Annotated in this window: 17 protein-coding genes; 2 read left to right on the top strand and 15 right to left on the bottom strand. The window is 44.0% G+C overall.

Annotated elements, in window-relative coordinates:
• Positions 1 to 47 precede the first annotated feature (47 nt).
• The 7 genes from AC59JT_RS05915 to AC59JT_RS05885 all read right to left on the bottom strand — a co-directional run bounded on the left by AC59JT_RS05915 (position 48) and on the right by AC59JT_RS05885 (position 8,235).
• Positions 48 to 1,754: a T9SS type B sorting domain-containing protein gene (locus tag AC59JT_RS05915; protein ID WP_497396742.1), complete on the bottom strand. Its 1,707-nt coding sequence runs from the start codon at positions 1,752 to 1,754 to the stop codon at positions 48 to 50.
• A gap of 104 nt (positions 1,755 to 1,858) precedes the next feature.
• Positions 1,859 to 3,556, bottom strand: a complete 1,698-nt coding sequence (locus AC59JT_RS05910) for a T9SS type B sorting domain-containing protein (protein WP_497396739.1) — start codon at positions 3,554 to 3,556, stop codon at positions 1,859 to 1,861.
• Positions 3,557 to 3,700: 144 nt separating this feature from the next.
• Positions 3,701 to 5,131 carry a Glu/Leu/Phe/Val family dehydrogenase gene (locus AC59JT_RS05905; RefSeq protein ID WP_497396737.1) on the bottom strand — a complete coding sequence of 477 codons (1,431 nt, stop codon included), beginning with the start codon at positions 5,129 to 5,131 and terminating at the stop codon, positions 3,701 to 3,703.
• 151 nt (positions 5,132 to 5,282) lie between these two features.
• On the bottom strand, positions 5,283 to 5,492 hold the full coding sequence (locus tag AC59JT_RS05900; RefSeq protein WP_497396735.1) for a CcmD family protein: 210 nt from the start codon (positions 5,490 to 5,492) through the stop codon (positions 5,283 to 5,285).
• A complete protein-coding gene (gene ccsA / locus AC59JT_RS05895) occupies positions 5,492 to 6,166 on the bottom strand; it encodes a cytochrome c biogenesis protein CcsA (protein WP_497396733.1) in 675 nt (224 codons plus the stop codon). Before ccsA ends, AC59JT_RS05900 begins: the two co-directional genes overlap by 1 nt.
• A gap of 66 nt (positions 6,167 to 6,232) precedes the next feature.
• Entirely contained in the window at positions 6,233 to 7,405 is a 1,173-nt protein-coding gene (locus AC59JT_RS05890; RefSeq protein ID WP_497396731.1) for a carboxypeptidase-like regulatory domain-containing protein, read from the bottom strand.
• A 146-nt stretch (positions 7,406 to 7,551) separates the two neighbouring features.
• A complete protein-coding gene (locus tag AC59JT_RS05885; RefSeq protein ID WP_497396729.1) occupies positions 7,552 to 8,235 on the bottom strand; it encodes a heme exporter protein CcmB in 684 nt (227 codons plus the stop codon).
• Between the two features lie 456 nt (positions 8,236 to 8,691).
• Between AC59JT_RS05885 and AC59JT_RS05880 the strand changes: the two genes are divergently transcribed.
• Positions 8,692 to 9,186, top strand: coding sequence for a methylated-DNA--[protein]-cysteine S-methyltransferase (locus AC59JT_RS05880; RefSeq protein WP_497396727.1), 495 nt, complete (start codon positions 8,692 to 8,694; stop codon positions 9,184 to 9,186).
• Here the strand turns inward: AC59JT_RS05880 and AC59JT_RS05875 are convergent.
• The 8 genes from AC59JT_RS05875 to AC59JT_RS05840 form a co-directional block, all read right to left on the bottom strand.
• On the bottom strand, positions 9,183 to 11,111 hold the full coding sequence (locus tag AC59JT_RS05875) for a response regulator (RefSeq protein ID WP_497396725.1): 1,929 nt from the start codon (positions 11,109 to 11,111) through the stop codon (positions 9,183 to 9,185). The genes AC59JT_RS05880 and AC59JT_RS05875 overlap by 4 nt on opposite strands.
• A gap of 21 nt (positions 11,112 to 11,132) precedes the next feature.
• Positions 11,133 to 11,720 carry a chemotaxis protein CheB gene (locus AC59JT_RS05870; protein WP_497396723.1) on the bottom strand — a complete coding sequence of 196 codons (588 nt, stop codon included), beginning with the start codon at positions 11,718 to 11,720 and terminating at the stop codon, positions 11,133 to 11,135.
• Complete coding sequence (locus AC59JT_RS05865; RefSeq protein WP_497396721.1) at positions 11,710 to 12,537, bottom strand: CheR family methyltransferase; 828 nt, start codon at positions 12,535 to 12,537, stop codon at positions 11,710 to 11,712. Before AC59JT_RS05865 ends, AC59JT_RS05870 begins: the two co-directional genes overlap by 11 nt.
• Before the next feature lie 3 nt (positions 12,538 to 12,540).
• A complete protein-coding gene (locus AC59JT_RS05860) occupies positions 12,541 to 15,984 on the bottom strand; it encodes a response regulator (protein WP_497396719.1) in 3,444 nt (1,147 codons plus the stop codon).
• Between the two features lie 116 nt (positions 15,985 to 16,100).
• The gene (locus AC59JT_RS05855) at positions 16,101 to 16,505 is read right to left on the bottom strand and encodes a hypothetical protein (RefSeq protein WP_497396717.1); all 405 of its coding nucleotides are present in this window, start codon (positions 16,503 to 16,505) and stop codon (positions 16,101 to 16,103) included.
• Between the two features lie 30 nt (positions 16,506 to 16,535).
• On the bottom strand, positions 16,536 to 16,865 hold the full coding sequence (gene gldC / locus AC59JT_RS05850) for a gliding motility protein GldC (RefSeq protein WP_497396715.1): 330 nt from the start codon (positions 16,863 to 16,865) through the stop codon (positions 16,536 to 16,538).
• A 44-nt stretch (positions 16,866 to 16,909) separates the two neighbouring features.
• The gene (locus AC59JT_RS05845; protein ID WP_497396713.1) at positions 16,910 to 17,176 is read right to left on the bottom strand and encodes a hypothetical protein; all 267 of its coding nucleotides are present in this window, start codon (positions 17,174 to 17,176) and stop codon (positions 16,910 to 16,912) included.
• Between the two features lie 116 nt (positions 17,177 to 17,292).
• The gene (locus AC59JT_RS05840) at positions 17,293 to 18,639 is read right to left on the bottom strand and encodes a DEAD/DEAH box helicase (protein WP_497396711.1); all 1,347 of its coding nucleotides are present in this window, start codon (positions 18,637 to 18,639) and stop codon (positions 17,293 to 17,295) included.
• Positions 18,640 to 18,753: 114 nt separating this feature from the next.
• On the opposite strand from AC59JT_RS05840, the gene AC59JT_RS05835 reads away from it, so the two are divergent.
• Positions 18,754 to 19,338: an NUDIX hydrolase gene (locus AC59JT_RS05835; protein ID WP_497396709.1), complete on the top strand. Its 585-nt coding sequence runs from the start codon at positions 18,754 to 18,756 to the stop codon at positions 19,336 to 19,338.
• Positions 19,339 to 19,483: the final 145 nt, after the last annotated feature.

The raw sequence follows: 19,483 nt of genomic DNA, 5'->3' as shown, positions 1-19,483 counted from the left end.
CAATACTTTAAAAAAAGCTAATTTGTTACTAAGCTCCATAACCCATGTTACCTTAAAATAGCTACCGAACCACTTTTGCGCACAAGGGTTTTGTAATAGATATCGGTACCTTCAAATATCCAGTAATAAGTACCCACCGGTAGTTGGCGGCCGTTATAAACTCCCGTCCAGCTTTGGCTTTGCTGATAGGTAGTGTAAAGCAAAGCACCATAACGGTTAAACAATTTAAGGTTACCAAAACTCAGGAAACCTTTTATGCTGACGTCAAGCATATCGTTTACACCATCGTTATTAGGTGTAAATGCTGTTGGAATGGTAAGCACAAAGGGATCGGGCGGGGTAATATTTACTTTTACGGGTTGAGGGATGCTTCCACAACCCGTTATTCTGCTAACGCCAACTACATAATAAGTGCCCGATTTACTTATGGCTTCATGATCGGTAAGCGGCTGCTTAGCGTTAGCATCTTTATAATAAAAATAATCAAGGGTGGAACTTGTTGGCATCGTGAGGTCAACCGTACCGGGATACTGGGCAGACTTACCCGGAATGGCATCCATTAGCGGCAACGGTTTAAATTTCACCTCTACGCTGGCAATGTCAGTGCAGCCTGTTACCCGGCTTGTGCCTTTAATGTAATATATACCGGGTTTAGTTACATTTTCGGGATCGTAAACGTAATCCAGCGTGACGGGATCGGTATGATAACTATAATCAATATCCAGGTCACTCCCGGCCGTAACAGCCGGATCTTTTAAATTAGCTCCATACCCCTCACACACAGGCTCGGGGTTATGAACCACCATATTAAACGGCGCCGGCGACTCGTTAAGCGTGGTATGCAAAATAGCCACACAACCCAAACCCAGGTAGGGTTCAATAGCCAGGGTGTAGCTGGTATTGCGGACCGGGAAACGTACTTTCTGGGTTTGCCCGGTACCTAACTTTTCGCCGTATATATCCGGCCCCTTATACCATTGATAACTGGCAAAGCCATTGGGGCCGCCTAAAGTTATTTCTGTTTGATTTAAGCAAAAATTGTAACCGGTGATAGCGTTACCGCAACTGTTATCAATATCCAGGTAGGCATAACCAAAATGTTGTTCGTGCGTACAATCGTTAGTAGTAAATTCAAGCCGGATAGTTTTGCCACCATAGCCTTCCAGGTTTATGGTAGTTGCGGTCCATTCTTTATATAAAACCATTCCATCCCTGTTATTTGTTGGTATGGGTGCCGGCACATCAGAGGTTTTAAAATTGAGACCGGACGATGCTATAAAATCAAAAGCCGGGCAGTCAATTGGTTTATCATCTGTAACATTATACACTTTTGCCGTAAAACGCGGCTGCTCAATAGCGGTATGATTAGGGTTTGCCAAAACAACCGCGTAATTTAATATAAGCGTCATGGTTTGGCCTGGCGGAACGGTGTAGGTATAGGAAATACGCTCTGCACGATGACCCGATTCATCATTTCCTAACCTTAACGAGTAGCCGCTTCCGTTAGGGCAAACAACCGGGAAATGTCCGTACGTATCGGTACCTGTATCTCCTTTTTTAAAAAGTGTTTGCGTATTATACGTATAGTTGGTTTTGTCAACTTCTATTTCTCCTTTACTGTTAACGATACCGGTATAACACTCCCAATTGCTCAGATTACCGTCTTCAAAACCAATATTGGGCGGGCATTGCGCATAGCTAAAGCTAAAGCCACAAAATATTACACACACAACTAGTTTAAAAAAAAGGTTCATTGCAAGTATAAATCTAACAATTGAGTTTGATAAAAACCAAGAATGAAATTTATGTACCGATAAACGGGATTTAAGTATCGATAAATATTAAGCAACAGAAGGCATTATCGCAAAATAGTTACCGGGCCGCCTTTACGGACGGGGACTTTGTAATACGAATCAGTACCCTCAAATATCCAATAATAGGTACCTACGGGTAATTGCTTCCCTCCCTGTGTTCCCCTCCAATACTCGCCGGCCGATCGTGCGGTGAACACAGGCACGCCATACCTGTTGAATATCTTTAAACTACTAAAGCTGATGTAGCCGCTTATAGTTATGTTAAATTCATCGTTTATACCGTCGTTATTGGGCGTGAAGGTGTTGGGTGCATCAACAGTATAAGGTGTCGGTGGCGTAATGGTAATTTGTACAGGCTTAATAGTAGCAGCGCAACTAAGCCCGCCGGTAGCAACGGCAGTAGCTTTTATGTAATATATTCCGCTGGTTGTTATAATTTTATCAGCCGGTTCATTAGCATTGCTGTCCCGATAATAAGTATAGCCCACGCCGCTTTGCACATTGTGGGTGGTTGAAATATCAACCGTAGTCGGGTATTGTACCGGGTTAGGTGTTGTTATAGTAAGTGGCGGCGCATCCAAAAATATCACCTCAACAGACTTTATATCTGTACATCCTTCCGGGTTACTTACCCCTTTAATATAATATATTCCTGCCTTAGTAATGGCATGTGGCGAGGCCAGGTAATCTAACGTGTTGCTGTCGCGATGGTAACTGTAAGCAAGTCCCGGCGTTTTTATGGCCTTAGCAAGGTCAACACTTGAGCCTGCGCAACCATAAAGCTTGTCGGCTACGTCAAAAATGAAAGGTGTTGGCTTTCGTTCCAGCTTAATAAGTATATTTTCGGGGCACAGGCCATAGGTTGAGCGTGCAGCCAGGGTATACTCGTCCTGGTCAGCAGGGTTTTGTACCACCAAATTTTGCCCTGTTGCTATCGGGGGCTGAGAGACGTCGGTACCACGATACCAGGTATAAGTATCAAAACCCGAAGGGCCGTGCAAAGTAAGATTGGTTTGACCCTGGCAAAAAACATTACCGCTTACCGCCCCTATTTTGCCGCATGTTTCGTCAATATCAAAGTAAGCATAGCCAATGTGTAGTGTCTCGGTGCAATCACTTGTGGTAAAATCCAATCGTATTTTTTTTCCCTGAAGGCCATCAAGGTTGATAATCGCTGTCGACCAGTTTTTGAAATAAACAGTCGCGTCAACATTCGGGCCTGTTGTAACATCACTTTTTATAAAACCTGCACCAACGGTGCGTGCAATAAAATCAAAGCCGGGGCATGCAATAGGTTGATTTGTAACAGCGTCAAACAGCTTTAGCGTAAATCTTGCCTGCTGTATATCGGTATGCCCGGCCGGGTTAGCCAATACCACGGCATAATTAAGCGTTAGTGCAGTTGCGTTACCCGGTGGTACATCATAAGTGTATGAAAGGCGCTCGGCTGTTCCCGGGTAGTCATCACCCAATCGTACCGAGTGGCCGCTACCATTAGGGCATAAGGTTGGGAAATGCCCGTATCTGTCCAAACCTGCATTACTTGCACTAATAATTTCCTGGTAGGTTTTGTTGGGCGGCTTTATTGCAATATCCGGTGTGCCGTTAGATAAGATACGCCCTTCGTAGGTAGTCCAACCGGTAAACGAGTTGTCTTCAAACCCAATATTAGGCGGGCATTGCGCATAGGCATTGCAACATACCAGCAAACAAAAAAAGGCAAAAGGTCTGAAAAGCCACATAATCGGTTTATAAAGTTAGCAATTGGCTTTTACAAAAACAGGCTATGCATCAGTAATCAACCCACAAATATCGATAAAACAAAAAAACGAGGACCGCCTAAGCTGCCCCCGTTTTCGACTAAACCAATTTGTATTATCTTTTATTTACGGCCAAACACCCAGGTTTTGGTAGGATACTGCTATTTTATTAATGGCAGTAACCAGGGCTGCAGTACGTAAAGTGTCAATATCAGGGTTTGCTTTAAACGCTTCGCGGATCTCGTGGTATGAGCGGATCATGGTATCCTCTAAACCCGAGTTCACCAATTCTAACTCCGTTGCGCCTTTAACTATGGTTGCACGCTGCATTGGGGTCAACGGCACACCGGTAATACCTTCCACCATGTTAACCAGGTTAAGGTTAGAGTTTTCTTCAAACCTGCGGTTCATACGGCCAAAGGCCACGTGCGACAGATTTTTCAACCACTCGAAATATGATACCGTTACACCGCCTGCGTTAGCATACATATCGGGCACTATAATACCGCCCATCTGGTAAAATATGGCTTCGGCTTCGGGGCTGGTTGGGCCGTTGGCGCCTTCAACTATAATTTTTGCTTTGATGTTGCGGATGTTACCAACCGTTAACTGATTCTCTAACGCAGCAGGTACCAATATATCGCAAGGCTGTTCTAAGCCTTCCATGGTGTTATTATAATCTGTTGCACCTGGATATCCTAAAATTGATCCGGTTGCTTTACGGTGTTGGAAAACGGCTTCCACGTCTAATCCATCAGCATTGTAGATCGCGCCTTCAAACTCGCAGATACCTACAATGGTACCGCCGAGCTCTGATAAAAACTTAGCCGAATAGTAACCCACGTTACCTAAACCCTGTACAATAACTCGTTTGCCTGATATACCCGGCGTTAAGCCCAGTTTTTCCATATCCTCGGCTACGCTAACACACTCGCGGGCGGCAATGGCTACACCACGACCTGTAGCTTCCCGCCTACCGGCAATACCGTGCAAAGCGATTGGCTTACCGGTTACAGCGCCCATGGCATCCAGTTGGCCGGGGTTCATGGTGGCGTAGGTATCGGCAATCCAGCTCATTTCGCGTTCGCCGCTTCCGTAGTCAGGTGCAGGCACATCAATGCTGGGGCCTATAAAGTTTTTCTTTATTAGTTCTACCGTGTAGCGGCGGGTTATGTTTTCCAGTTCGCCTACGGTATAATTTTTAGGGTTGATCTTGATGCCGCCTTTCGCACCGCCGAAGGGTACGTTTACAATGGCGCATTTGTAAGTCATTAGCGCGGCCAGGGCCATTACCTCATCCTCGTTAACCATCTCGCTGTAGCGGATACCGCCTTTGGTTGGCGACTGGTGGTGCGAGTGCTCTACGCGCCACGCGTCAATCACCTCAAAGCTATTGCCCTTACGTATCGGGAAGCGGAAACGGTAAACACTGTTACATGATTTGATCTGGTCTAGCAGACCGGCATCGTGCTTGGTAAATTGTGCGGCGTAATCGAAGTTTTTGCAAACGTCGGCAAAAAAATGAGTTTCCTCGGTAGGTGAAATATTTGTAGCCATAGTTCTATGTTAAATATGATTCTCGTAATTGGGTGCGCAAAAATGGTACATTTTTTAACAAAATCGCAATTTTTTGTACACCACCAAACTATACTCTTATTAACAACAGTACAAAAACTATGTTTAAACAACATAGCGATATTTTTTGCGGCTATTTTTCTTTTTCAATTTTTTGTAATCTTTTATCAATGGCGAAAAGATAGATGGCCAAACCGATAAAAATGATCACAATGGTAACAATAACGACGTAAATTTTACCCGAACTGCGCAAGGCATCGGCCATTTCAACCCCACCTGCTTCCTGCGCAAAAACGCCCAGCGAGCTCAACAATAACAACAGTAATACTGATAGCTTTTTCATTAATTTATTTCGTTCTTTTTATATTCAATTAAACGGATGCGGTAGCGTATGGTAGCTATCCAAACCGCCAATAAAGCCCATGCTATAAAAGCCGGGTACAATACAGCACGCATGCGGTTATCCATATCCAGTTTACCAAAAGCGGGGTTGCCGCCGTTGCCAGGGTGTAATGAATCGGTCAATCGCGGCAGCACCATGATCAGCACGATCATGATCGGGAACGCAAAGATGTTGTAAATGGCCGATATTTTACCACGCTTTTGTTCTTCATCTATCGAGTTACGTAGTACTGAATAAGCACAATACAGCAAAAAGGCTATCGCAGCGCTATTTTGTTTTGGATCATTGCTCCAGTACTCGCCCCAGGTATATTTGGCCCACATCATGCCGGTTATCAGCCCCAAAACAAAGAAGAAGATACCGGTGTTGGCGGCCTCAACAGCCAACAGATCGTATTCTGCTTTGCCGGTGGCCAGGTATTTTACGCTGTATACTACCGATATGGTAAAAACCGTGAACATGGCAATCCACATAGGTACGTGGAAGTAGGTGTTACGTATAGTTTCGTGCAAAATAGGCAGTACCGGCACTCCAAATAAAAAACCTGCAATTAAAGTGTACAGTATAACTACTACAGCCAGCACTTTCCACCAGGTTTGGTAAATAAATTTCATATGGATTTTATAATGTGGCAAATGTACTAATTATTTGCTTTTGCCTTTATACAGATGTATTAAACGCTATTTTGGCGCCGGACCTGTCGGCACATAATCAACCGGCAATAATTCTGACAGGCGAGACTTTGACCAGGCACCCTCGTACAAAGGGCTTTCGTCAACCACAATACCATTCATATCAAACAGGGCATACGGCGGGTTATTAAGCAAAGTAATAACACTGGTTTCATAATTAGGCATATCCAGCGGGCGATATACATCCTTAGGCGTGGTTTCTTCCCTTTTTTTAACATACATCACATACAAATATTGAGGGAAGGTTATCGCATACAAACCTTGCTGCGGGCCGCGGCGAAGTACTTCAATAGCTGTGTAGGGCACTGTACTAACGCGCTGGTGCGAGTATTTACTCTGGTTACCCATATCGGCCCAAAACTTTAACGAGTCGCGGTTATAGCCGGCCTGGGTACTAAACTGGGCATATTTTTTTTGTATCAGGGCCTCGGGGGCGCGGTATATGTTTATTTGTCGCGATAGTTCTCTGATCTCAAAACCTTCATCATTCAGTTTATCCTGGTAAAGCGAACGGTAAAAATGCATAGCCGAACCATAATAGGCCTCATCGCGCCTAGCCCGCCACTTTTTCTTCTGCGATTCGGTGCCGGGTAGTTCTTCAAACAGGCGCTCACCTTCGTAACTAATAATACCTTCCAGCTTATCACTCCTGAAATTGCGCAGCAAAAATTTAACCCGGTAGCCCAGCGCGCGATTCTCTACCACTAAAAACTCGTTGGCCGTAGCATTAAGCGTTTGTTTTGATTTGCTGTAAACAAAGTTGATGATCCTGGGGTTGATGACATAACAATTCTTCGCGTTAGCGTCCGAGCCGATAAACTCAACCTTAAACTGTTCGTAATTACGGTTCCAGGCAGCCGCGCTGATGGAATTGATGCTTACCTCGCGCAGTTCCAGGGCTTTCTGCTCCATCTGTATGTCCAGTGTTACGGGCTCGCTGCCCACCATTATTTTTTGGGTGAAATCGGCGTAGCCTAATACGGTAACAACCAGTGTGTATTGGCCGGGGCGTACATTGTACAAATTAAAATCGCCTTTGCTTGATGAGGTGGTGCCGAATGATGAATTGCTTAAAAACACACTGGCGGATGCGATGGGCGTTTTAGTGCCTTTAATGTTAATTTGCCCGCTGATGGTGCCACTTTGAGCAAGCGCAATCAATGGAAAAAGCAAACACAATAAAAATAAGCGCAAAAACCGCATGTATACAACTGTTATTTTAATAGCACGAATAAAACAAATACAATTGAAATATCCATCACCTAAACTGTAAAACTATCGTGGTTATTATTTTGAGGAGCAGAAAATTAATCGCGCCACAAAAACGGGAACAATAGCAAAGCCGTGGTAATAACAATGGCATTAATAGCGAAAAGAACGCCCATGTGCCCGTAGCTAAAACTTCTGTCGATACCATCCATGGCATTTTTGCTTAGGCGGATGAGAACCAGTATAACCGGGATAATAACCGGGAAACTTAATATCGCCATCAAAGTGCCGTTATTACCTGCTTTTGATGCAATGGCTGATATCATGGTGAAAACCGTTGAAAAGCTAAAGCTACCCAGAATCACCGCCAGGAAATAAAAAAGAGGATCGCCGATGGTATTGGTAAAAAACACCATATAAACCACCAATGCCAACACGCTCAATAACGACATCAGCAGCACATTATACAATGTTTTTGACAGGATAATAGCCCGCGGACTAGCGATAGTGTAGTAATATAACAACCGGCTCTTACTTTCCTGCATAAAACTTTTAGCAATAGCGTTTACCGATGCAAACAGAATGATGATCCAAAACAATACGTTCCATACTATTTTGTAACCTGAGCTACCCTCAAAACCCGGAGAAAGATTGAACGATATGTAGCAGATAAACACCGTTGAAATTACATATAGCAAAACCCCGTTAAATGCGTATTTGGCCCGCCACTCCAGCAGTACCTCCTTTTTAAACAGATCCCAGGTTTGATCCAGTAATTTCATGGGGGTAAAAGTAGTGAATTGTGCGCATTAGCCCACTATGTCATTTCGACGAGGTGCGAGGAGAAATCTTGTACATGTCCGCTCAGGGTCTCCTGAAAGGGACCCTGAGCATGCCGGGAACAACGCAGGGTCTCTCGTAGAGGACCCTGCTGAGACGGGAAAATGACAACTGTATTATTTAACTTTACTATTATCAATTCAGTAATTTATGTCCGCTCAGGGTCTCTTGAAGAGGACCCTGAGCACGCCAGGGACAACGCAGGGTCCTCTTCGAGAGACCCTGCTGAGACTGGAAGATTTCTCGCTATCGCTCGAAATGACAACTGTATTATTTAACTTTACCTTTATCAATTCAGTAATTTATTTATTTATTTATGTCCGCTCAGGGTCCTCTTCGAGAGACCCTGACTGGACGTTACTATCAAATCACTATTCACTCAATCACTCATTAAAAAAATGCCCACCATTTATTACCAAACACCTGTAGGCGTTGCCAGCATTACTGCCGATGATGAGGGCTTTATTAGTCGTGTGCATATTTTGGATGAGGGTGAGGATCATGTTTTTGAGGATACGGATAACACGGCCATAAATCTGGCTGTTAAACAGTTGGATGAATACTTCGCCGGCACGCGTAAAGATTTTGATCTGCCCTTACGACAACCGGGCTCGGATTTTCAGCAGCAGGTTTGGGCAGAATTGTTGCGGATACCTTATGGAGCTACCATCAGCTATGCGCAGCAGGCCGATAGGATGAAAAGTCCGCTGGCTATACGGGCCATCGCGGCAGCAAACGGACGCAACAATTTATGGCTGGTGGTGCCTTGCCACCGGGTTATTGGCAGTAATGGCAGCTTAACAGGTTATGCCGGCGGCTTATGGCGTAAAAAATGGCTCCTGCAACACGAAGCCCGTATTGCAGGTGTGGGCCAAACTATGCTGGAGTTTTAGCTTTTTACTTTGATCAGCTTCGCTATTTTTTCATGTAACTGGTTAGGCTGAAAAGGCTTCGCCAACACATCATTCATGCCCATAGCTATAGCTTCCTGCTGCTCATGATCAAACGAAGCGGCTGATAGCGATATGATTGGTATGCTGCGCTTAGGTTCGCTAAAATCCATGCGTATTTTTTTGGCAGCATCATAGCCGTTCATTTCGGGCATGTGGGTATCCATCAAAATAATATCGTAGTTATTTTCGCGAAGTTTATCTAACGCTTTGGCACCGTTGTTAACGATCTCGATATTGGCTTTCCAATCCTTCAGTATTTTTGACAGCATAAACTGGTTAACCATATTATCTTCGGCCACCAAAATGTTTACGCCTTCAAAATTGCTCAAAACGCTTTCAGGGGCAAGTTCTTTTTCTTTAGGCTTGCTGGCTACGGTGTACCAATTGGTAAACGTAAACACGCTGCCCTTCCCTATTTGGCTATCAACTTCCAGCTGGCCGCCTTTCAGTTCTGCCAGTTTTTTCACAATGGCAAGGCCCAAACCTGTACCGCCGTATTTGGTTGCGGTATCTTCCTCGGCCTGCTCAAACGACTCAAATATATCATTTAAACGGTGCGCCGGGATACCAATACCGGTATCTTCAATACTAAAGCGTAGCTGAACTTTATTTTGTTGCTTTTGCAGGTTTTCGACCTTTAACTTAACGTGACCGCGTTTGGTAAACTTAATAGCATTGCTCAGTAAGTTCATCAATATCTGGTTAAGGCGTAACGAGTCGAAAAGCAGATACTCGGGTACATTCTCGCCTATCTCCAAAAAGAACTCGATATGCTCCTCATCAGCCTTAAATTTAAGCAGGCGATAAACAGCCTTCACCAAATCGTGCAGGTTGTTTACCGAGCGGATGATACTGAATTTACCCGCGTCAATCTTCGAGATATCCAGTACGTCATTGATAACTCCCAAAAGCGATTGCGATGATACTTCCAGCAGATCCAACATACTGCTTTGCTGATCATCAACCGTAGTTTTACGCAACAGGGCGGTTAAACCTATAATACCGTTAATAGGTGTACGCAACTCATGGCTCATATTGGCCAGGAAAGTTTCTTTCACCTTCTTGCCATACTCGGCAGCTTCTTTTGATTTGATCAGTTGCTCCTGGTAGCTTTTTTGCGATGATATATTGCTGATATTAAAAAAAAGCATCTTAGAGCGGTAAGCCACCCTGCACTCGGCCCAGATAGCCGATTTTGAAAAGGTGCTGAATTGAAACTCGAATACCGAGAAAGCGATGTTATCTTTAATTATACCACCCAGCTTTTTGCGGAAAGATATTTTGTCGGCCTCGATCACACGATCGATAATACTGGTACCTACCAGATCGGCAGGTTTAATGCCCAATATTTTATCGGCAGCGGGGTTGATAGATTGTATGGACAGATGCTCGGCATCAACCACGCAAATAATATCAGCCGAATTATGAACTACAGTGGCGTAGTTTTGCAGGTCTTCGTTTTTTTGCTTTATCTCCAGCTGATAACGGGCCAGTTGTACAAACGAATCAACCTTGGCCGAGGTAATGAACGGATCAAGCGGCTTATAAAGGTAATCAACCGCACCGGCACCGAGGCCTTTAACAGCGTATTTGGACTCTTTGGATATGGCGGTAACAAACAGCACCAAAATATCTTTGGTACGCGGGTTTGATTTAAGCATTTCAACAAACTCAAAGCCATCCATTTCGGGCATTTGCACATCAACCATGGCAATAGATATATTGCTCTCCCAGGCCAGTTTTAGCCCTTCGTTTGGTGACGTAGTTGAAATTAGATTGATATCATCGCGCTGCAGTAATGCTTCCAGGGCAACAATATTCTCTTCCTTGTCATCAACAATGAGTATATTAATAGGGGTCGGCATGTGGGGTTTTAAGGTTAAATATTATGTCTTAAATAGCTCGAGAATATCACTAGTGTTCAATATATATTTAGCTGCTTTTAAGTTGATAGCAGCACGGGGCATTTCTGGCATTTCTGCCTCGTCAGGGTTTTGTGCTATGGTTAAGGCACCTGCCTTACACAACTTTAACAACCCCTCTGCCCCATCCTGGTTAGCTCCCGAAAATAAAACTGCGGTACAGCGGTCTTTGTATATTTCGGCGGCGCTTTCAAAACTTACATCAATGGATGGTTTTGAATACCAAACCGCCTCAGATACGTCAAGCCCAAAATGATTATCTCTTTCAATTAACGTGTGGTAGTTTGCGGGGGCTATATACACGGTATTTTTATGTATCTCGTCCTTATCCGTAACTTCACGTAACAACATACGGCTATTTTCTGCAAACAGATTTTCTATTTCGCTGAAAAAGTTTTTTTTGCGGTGCAGAACGATCAATACAGACTTATCCAGATCGGCCGGAAAGGTTTTAACTGCTTTGTAAATGGGCTTAAATGAACCCGCAGAGCCGCCTAACAGCAGTATTTCTGTTTTTTGCCAGTGTTCTATAAGTTCTGTACTAAGCGCCAATTTTTTGGTATATATTTTCTTTTTGGTTGATGACCTTAAACTTCTTTTTAAACGCGTCAGACCGTATGGTCTCTTTGGTGCCCAGGCATAAAAAGCCCAGCGGTGCCAGGCTATCATAAAACAGCTCCAATATGCGCTCCTGCAAAGCTATCTCAAAATAGATAAAAACATTGCGACAGCTGATGAGCTGAAACTCGTTGAACACCCCGTCTGAAACTAAATTATGAACAGAGAACAGTGTATTCTGTTTCAACTCGTTATGTATGGTGGCGGCATCATACAAAATAGTAAAGTGGTCGATGATGGAACCATTGAGGCCGGCCATCTGGTAATTTTCGGAATAGCCTTTTATTTTACGAAGACTATAAATGCCTTTACGTGCTTCCTTCAAAACTTCGGTATTGATATCGGTACCGTAAATAAATGATTTTTTGCGAAGCCCGGCTTCGTTCATCAAAATAGCTAATGAGTAAGCCTCCTCGCCTGACGAACAGCCCGCGCACCATATTTTACTATGCTGATAGGATGACAGGTATGGAATTACCTGGTTATTCAAGGCCCGGTAGAAAGATGGATCGCGAAACATCTCGGTAACATTAACCGTGATCTCTTCTAAAAAATGCTGAAAAAAGCCGGCGTCATTAACCAATTTGTGCTTCAGGTCGTAAAACTCCAGCTTCTGCAACTGCATAATGCGGGTAATGCGCCGCTTAAGCGATGCCTTGGAATAATACCCAAAATCAAAACCATAAATGGTTTTCACCAGATCGATGGTTTCGGCAAGCTGAGCCGTATTTATAACTTCAGTTAATGGCATATCTTATTTCTCCAGCCACAGCTGCATCAATGAAATAAGCCTGTCCATGTCAACGGGTTTGGTTATATAATCATTTGCACCTGCTTCAATGCATTTTTCTCTATCGTCTTTCATCGCTTTTGCGGTTAATGCAATAACCGGCAGTTTAGCCCATTTGTTTTTCTTGCGGATGTGGCGCGTTGCTTCGTAACCGTCCATCTTAGGCATCATGATATCCATCAGTACAATGTCGATGTCTGCTATCTCTTCCAGTTTAGCTAAAGCTTCTTCGCCGTCGCCGGCTATTTCAACCTCCATATCGTAGCCTTGCAGGGCGCTGCTTAGGGCAAAAATATTACGCATATCGTCGTCAACGATCAGTACTTTTTTGCCTTTTACGCCAGCTTTACCCATGGTAGTTGCGGTAGGTTTAGGGGCAGGCGCGGCAGCTTGCGGCGCAGTTGTACTTATTTTGTTAAGGAACAGGTTTACCTCATCTATCAGCCTGTCGGATGATTTATTGGTTTTAACCACCATGGCGTTAGCATACTTCATTAGTCGGCTTACGGATGATTTGTCAAGCTCCATCGCGGTGTTGATGATCACCGGTAGTGCCGCAAAACGTTCCACTTCTTTGATCTTATCCAACAGGTCGAGTCCTGAAATATCAGGCAGGTTCAGATCCAGTATCACACACTGATACTCATTCTCATGCAGCATCCTGAACGCAGACTCCCCATCAAAAGCCTGATCAACCGCGATGCCGTTGTTTTGCATCATTTCTTTCAGGGCTGCGCTTTGGGCCTTGTGATCTTCAACGAGTAATATTTGTTTGAATTTGGTGCCGGTATTAACCATGATATCGCCAAACAGCTTATCCAGCGCGTTGGTGTCAATAGGTTTTTTCAGGAAGCCGATAGCACCCTCACGCTGCACACGGTTGGCCGCCGCATCACCCGCCGACATTAGGTGAACCGGGATATGCGAGGTTGCCTCATCATGCTTAAGCTCTTTTAATATCTGCCAGCCATCTTTACCCGGTAACATAATATCCAATATTACAGCGTCAGGCTGGTTTTCTTTAACGGTTTCAAAAGCATGGGTGCCTTCGTTTACCAGTATGGCTTTGTAGCCGTGGTCGCGGGCGTAATCCTGAAGTATGCCGGCAAAGTTTTTATCGTCTTCAACAATAACCACCAGCGGTTCCTGGCCTTCGGGGCGGGTTACCGGGCTTAGTATCTCGGGTAGTTTTTGGGTGATATTGAAAGTTTCGGCAGTTGGTACTGCATCCTCTACTTCTTCTTTAACTTCCACGTCAATGGCCTTAACCGGTATAGTGAACATAAACTCGCTGCCCTCACCCGGTGTGCTGGTTAACGTTATATAGCCGCCCAGCAACGAAGCCAGTTCACGACTTATAGACAAGCCTAAACCCGTACCGCCATACTTACGACTGGTTGAGCCATCCGCTTGCTGGAAGGCCTCGAATATCAGCTTCTGTTTCTCGGCTGGGATACCAATACCGCTATCTTTAATAGCAAAGCTTACAGTGCCCGGCGCGTAGCCCGGTTTAACGTTAATAGCTATCGAACCATTCTCAGGCGTAAATTTAAACGCGTTTGATAGCAGGTTTTTAATAACCTGCTCCACCCGCATTTTATCAGTGTACACCATTGGTGCAACATCTTTAATGCTGGTGGTGTATCTGATCTTTTTATTGGTAGCAACTTCGGCAAACAACATTTCCATATCAGTTAATATGTCTGATATCTTAACGTTCTCGTTCTGCATATCCAGCTTGCCCGATTCAATTTTGGATAAGTCCAGGATATCATTGATTAGCGTCAGCAAATCATTACCGGCGTTAAATATTACGCTGGCGTATTTGATCTGATCATCGCTCAGGTTGGCCGGTTTGTTATCTTTTAGTATCCGCGCCAGTACCAAAATACTGTTAAGCGGCGTACGCAGTTCATGGCTCATGTTGGCCAAAAACTCCGATTTATATTTACCGGTAGTTTCGAGTTCCTCAACCTTTACGTTGATGGCCTGGCGTGCCTCTTCAATAGCCTGATTCTTTTCTTCCAGTAAGCTGGCTTTTTCTTCCAGCTCGGCATTAATGGTACGCAGTTCTTCCTGCTGTACACGAAGCTCTTCTTCTGATGCCTGCAACATTTCTGTTTTGTTCATCAGTTCCTCGTTAGTAACGCGCATTTCTTCCTGCTGTGCAGATAGTTCTTCGGCCTGTTGTTGCGTTTCCTCGTACAGGTCATGCATAATGGTACGCGCCTGCGAAGTGTTAACCGCTATGCCTATGTTTTTAGCCACGGCCTCAACATAGTTGCGGTTGTTTTCTTCAAGCGCATCGCTAAAGGCCAGCTCCATTACACCCTTCAGTTTTTTATCAAAGAAGAAAGGCACAATAACCGTCTCGGTCAACTCTTCATGTACGATAGACGATTGCAGATCAAGCTTATCATTCAGCTTACCTTTTATAATGGCAACCTCTTTGTTTTTAGCAACCTGTCCCAGCCAGCCTTCGCTTAACTGTATTGACTTTTTAAGCGCTGCCAGATTTGCAAAGGCGTAAGATGCATACAGATCCAGCTTACCTTCACTCTCGTTATACAAATAAAGCGTACCCGTAGCAGCTTTGGTAAAATTGCAAACCTCGGCCAATAAGTTTTCTGATAGTTCCTTCTCACTTTGCTGGCCCTGCATCTTATCGTTTAACGAGGCTATACCGCTAAGCAACCAGTTGTTGGCCTCATTTTCGGCCAATACTTTTTCAAGCTGTACGTTGGCAACGCGTATCTCTTCCTCAATTTTTTTCTGACGGGCAAAGGTGCTTTGGATATAATAAAACAGCATCAGAATTATAGCGAGAAACACCAGCGATCCGGACACAATAAATATAATAGCTGTGTTGCTTGCCTGTTTTGAATTTTCTTTACGTTCAACCAGCAAACGGTTTTCAGTATCTATTATTTGCGCTACTACAATGCGTATTTTATCCATATTGGCCTTCCCTTTCAGGAAGTTGCCATTTACGATCATGTAATCAAGACCTTTACTTTTTCGGACTTCAATGTTATCGCTTAAAATACCCAGCTGTAAGCCTATCAAAGATGTTAGCGTATCAACACGCCTTACCTGGTCTGGATTATCAGCCGTAAGGCGACGCATTTCGGGTATATCAGAATTCACCCTTGGTACTGATTTGTTATAGCGTTCTAAAAAAATAGGGTTTTGGGTAGCGCCAAAACCGCGCACACCTGTTTCGGCATCAATAATATCCTGCAACAAGTTGTTGGAGGTTTTGATAACCTGTTGAGTGTGGTCAACCCAGGTAGTATCGTCCTCAAGCTTGGTAATACTGCTGAATGACAGGATACCAACAATAAATACCAGCAGTATGGAGACCCCAAAACCTGCCATTACCTGGTTACGGAAAGAAAGTTTGAACATTTATAACGGTTTTAGTACTTATAAATACGCTTAAAACTGCCTGTACATACGCAGGCAATCCTATAACAGATGTTAAAGGATAAAGTTATAATTTTTTATAAATCGGTAAAATGTAATTAACGCGAATATTTTGTTTGCTTGCCGAGCGAGCCGGCTAAAGCCAAAAACGGCCCCGCAAATAACAAATACCAGCCCCATTTAAATACCAGTTTGCCTGTTAAATATTTGGCTATTGATTTAAATGGCAACCAATCAAAAGTTGTATGAACCTTAAAATATACCGCACCAAACAGCAACAAAACCAATACTAAGGATGTTAAAGCGCTAACCCGAACGATCTTAATCTGGTTCAAAACTACACCCACCAATCCTATTACGGCAACCAGTAACAAAACCATACCGAATGGTCTGCTTAGTTCAAAAAGATTAAAGTTCAAAAAAAACGCACGTAGCAACGGGCAATATGTAGCGGCAATAAGTAGTACAAAGCCAACAAATGATATTAACGATCTTATTCTCATGTGTCAGGGGATTTAAGGTTGATTGAGGTTCTATCGGGTTATTTCCATTTTATCGGCAAAGTGGGCGCAGTAGTCGCGCAGGTCTTCTACAATGTTGGTTTCGCCGGTAGCGCGTAAAAAGGTATCGCCCATGGTTTGCAGGGTTTCGTAAAAAAAGCGTTTCATTTCGTCAACCGGCATTTCTTTAGTCCACAGGTCAATACGCAGGGTGTTTTTATAGTTTTGATCCCATAACGACAACATAAAGGCATTTACACCCAAAGCTTCTTTAGTGGCCGAATCGGTTGATTCCCACATAATGCGCTCAGGTACGTTATTATCGTCAAGTGTTACGGTTAGTTTTATTTCAGCAGTTTTCATTAAAAATAATTATAAAAGGGTATTAAATACGCGGTGCGGATATGTTATCGCACCATTAAAAAAATAGCAACCACCAAAATTATAAAGCTTAACTCAATAAGCCATATTTTTTTAAGGTCTTGAAAGAAATTACGGAACATTATATCCATAAATGACACTACAAAGGCAAACAGCATGAAAATAGCGCCAATGGTGCCGCCAAAATGCTCGTACTCCCTGCCTGTGATATGAGCACCGTACATCCAGATGTAAACCGCCAGTATGATGAAAAAAGCGGTAGCGAAGTTTAGTGGTGTTATTCTGGGTTTCATTTCTCAGTTATATTGTCATTTCGAGCATAGCGAGAAATCTTGTACGAGCGATATATAGCACATCGTATAAGATTTCTTCTCGTTCCTCGTCGAAATGACAACGTTATTAATGTATCCTATCTCTTCTTTTTAAAACTCTTAGCCTTCCCCTTCCGTGGCGGCCCGCCCTCTCCTGTTCGTTTCGCCCTTTCAGCCGCGAATTTCTTCTTCTGGTTCAGGGTTTTCTTTTCGTGGAAGGCGCCTTTAAAATCAGGGTCGTCTTTGCGTTTTTGTAAGTCTATCTCCCGGTTTTGATCCTGGCGCTCATCGTAACCTGTTTCTTCCACAAACACGCCCTCAGGTATTTCGTAAACCGGCACGGTTTGGCGTATCAGTTTTTCTATTTTGTTCAGATAGTAACGTTCGGCCGGATTGCAAAACGTAATAGCTTCGCCGCTTTGCAGCGCTCTGCCCGTACGGCCTATGCGGTGCACATAATCCTCAATCACCACCGGTACATCAAAATTTATCACGTGGCTTACATCACTCACGTCAATACCGCGTGATGCCACGTCGGTAGCCACCAAAATTTTTACTTCATCATTTTTAAACGCCTGCATAGAATTTATGCGGGTGTTTTGGCCTTTGTTGGCATGCAGCACACGTACACCGCCTTCGCCATATTTGCGCAGTAAAAACTTGTATACCTCTTCGGCCACGTTGCGGGTTTTACAAAAAACCATCAGCTTGCTAACCTCGCCTTCGGCATCTAAAATATTCTTCAGCAGGTTGATCTTGGTTTTATGGTTAGGCGCGAAGTACAGTTTCTGGTTAACCGTTTGCGCCGGCGTGGCCTGCGGCGTAACCTCTATCACGGTAGGAAACTCCAAAAAATTAGCCGACAGTTCATGCACCTTATCGCTCATGGTAGCCGAGAACAACAGGTTCTGCCTTTTTACAGGCACCACCTCCAGTATACGATTGATCTGCGGCATAAAGCCCATATCCATCATCTTATCGGCTTCATCCAACACCAGTACCTGTAAAGGTTTGGTATGAATATGTCCCGCCAGGTAAATATCCATAAAGCGGCCCGGCGTGGCTACTATAATGTCAACACCTTTTTGTATTTGTTCTATTTGAGTTTTCGGACCAAGACCGCCATAAACGGTTACTACCCGCAGGTCGGTATATTTGGCATAGGCGCGCACGTTCTCCTCTATTTGCATAGCCAGTTCGCGCGTTGGGGCTACAATAAGCGCACGGGCATGTTCGCCCTGCGCATACTTTAAACGCATAACAATAGGCAGCACATAAGCGGCCGTTTTACCGGTGCCGGTTTGCGCAATGCCCATTACATCCTGCCCGTTCATAATAGGCGGAATAGCCTTTTGCTGTACCGGAGTAGGCTCGGTATAGCCTGCATCGGCAATGGCATTTAAAATTTGCCGGTTAAATTTCAGGTCCTCAAAAGTTATAGCCATGGGGGCAAAGATAGGGTTTATAGTCGGAAAGTCCGGAAGTCGGGAAGTCCGAAAGATGATTAGTGTACGAATGTTTGGTTTGATAGCCTGCCTTTAATTCCTATTTTTACGGCCATGCAGCAGGATAAAGAGATTCAAAAATGGACATTGATAAAGGAAGAAGATGTATCGCCTAGTCCGTGGTTCCCGGTTTTAAAACACAGCGTTAAACTGGCCAATGGCAGCGTGGTTGATGATTATTATCTTTCGCCGCTGGGCGATGTGGTGCAGGTGCTTGCCCTCACCAAAAACAATGAGGTGGTGTTGGTGAGGCAATACAAACACGCGCTGGGCGAAATTTTGATTGAGCTACCGGGCGGTATGCAGCAAAAAAACAAGTCGGTTATACAGTCGGCCCTTAACGAACTGGAAGAAGAAACAGGCATTAAGGCCGAAGCCGATAAACTGATATCCTTAGGAAAAATAGCCAATAACCCTACCAAGCTTAACCAGGTTACCTATGGTTTTATTTTGTTTGATGCCGAGTTTAACACTGTGCAAAAACTGGATAGTACCGAGGATATTCAGGTTTTAACCATCCCTGCCCCACAGGTGCTGCAAATGGCATTCGATAACGAGATATGGGTTACCGATTCCTTGAATTTTATTTTGAAAGCGGCAATGAAATACCCGGAAGTGTTTGAGTTGAAGGGGATGTAAGCCGTTCTAAATAAATAATAAATGTCATTTCGAGCGATAGCGAGAAATCTTATACATGCGATCTTTCTTACATATAAGATTTCCCCTCGTTCCTCGTCGAAATGACATTTTTTATTTGTTTTCATTCAAGGCCTATCCTAAAATC

The sequence above is a fragment of the Mucilaginibacter sp. A3364 genome (assembly GCF_059690715.1).
Note: the sequence above shows the minus strand (reverse complement) of the source record. Positions and strands in the feature narration are given on the sequence as shown.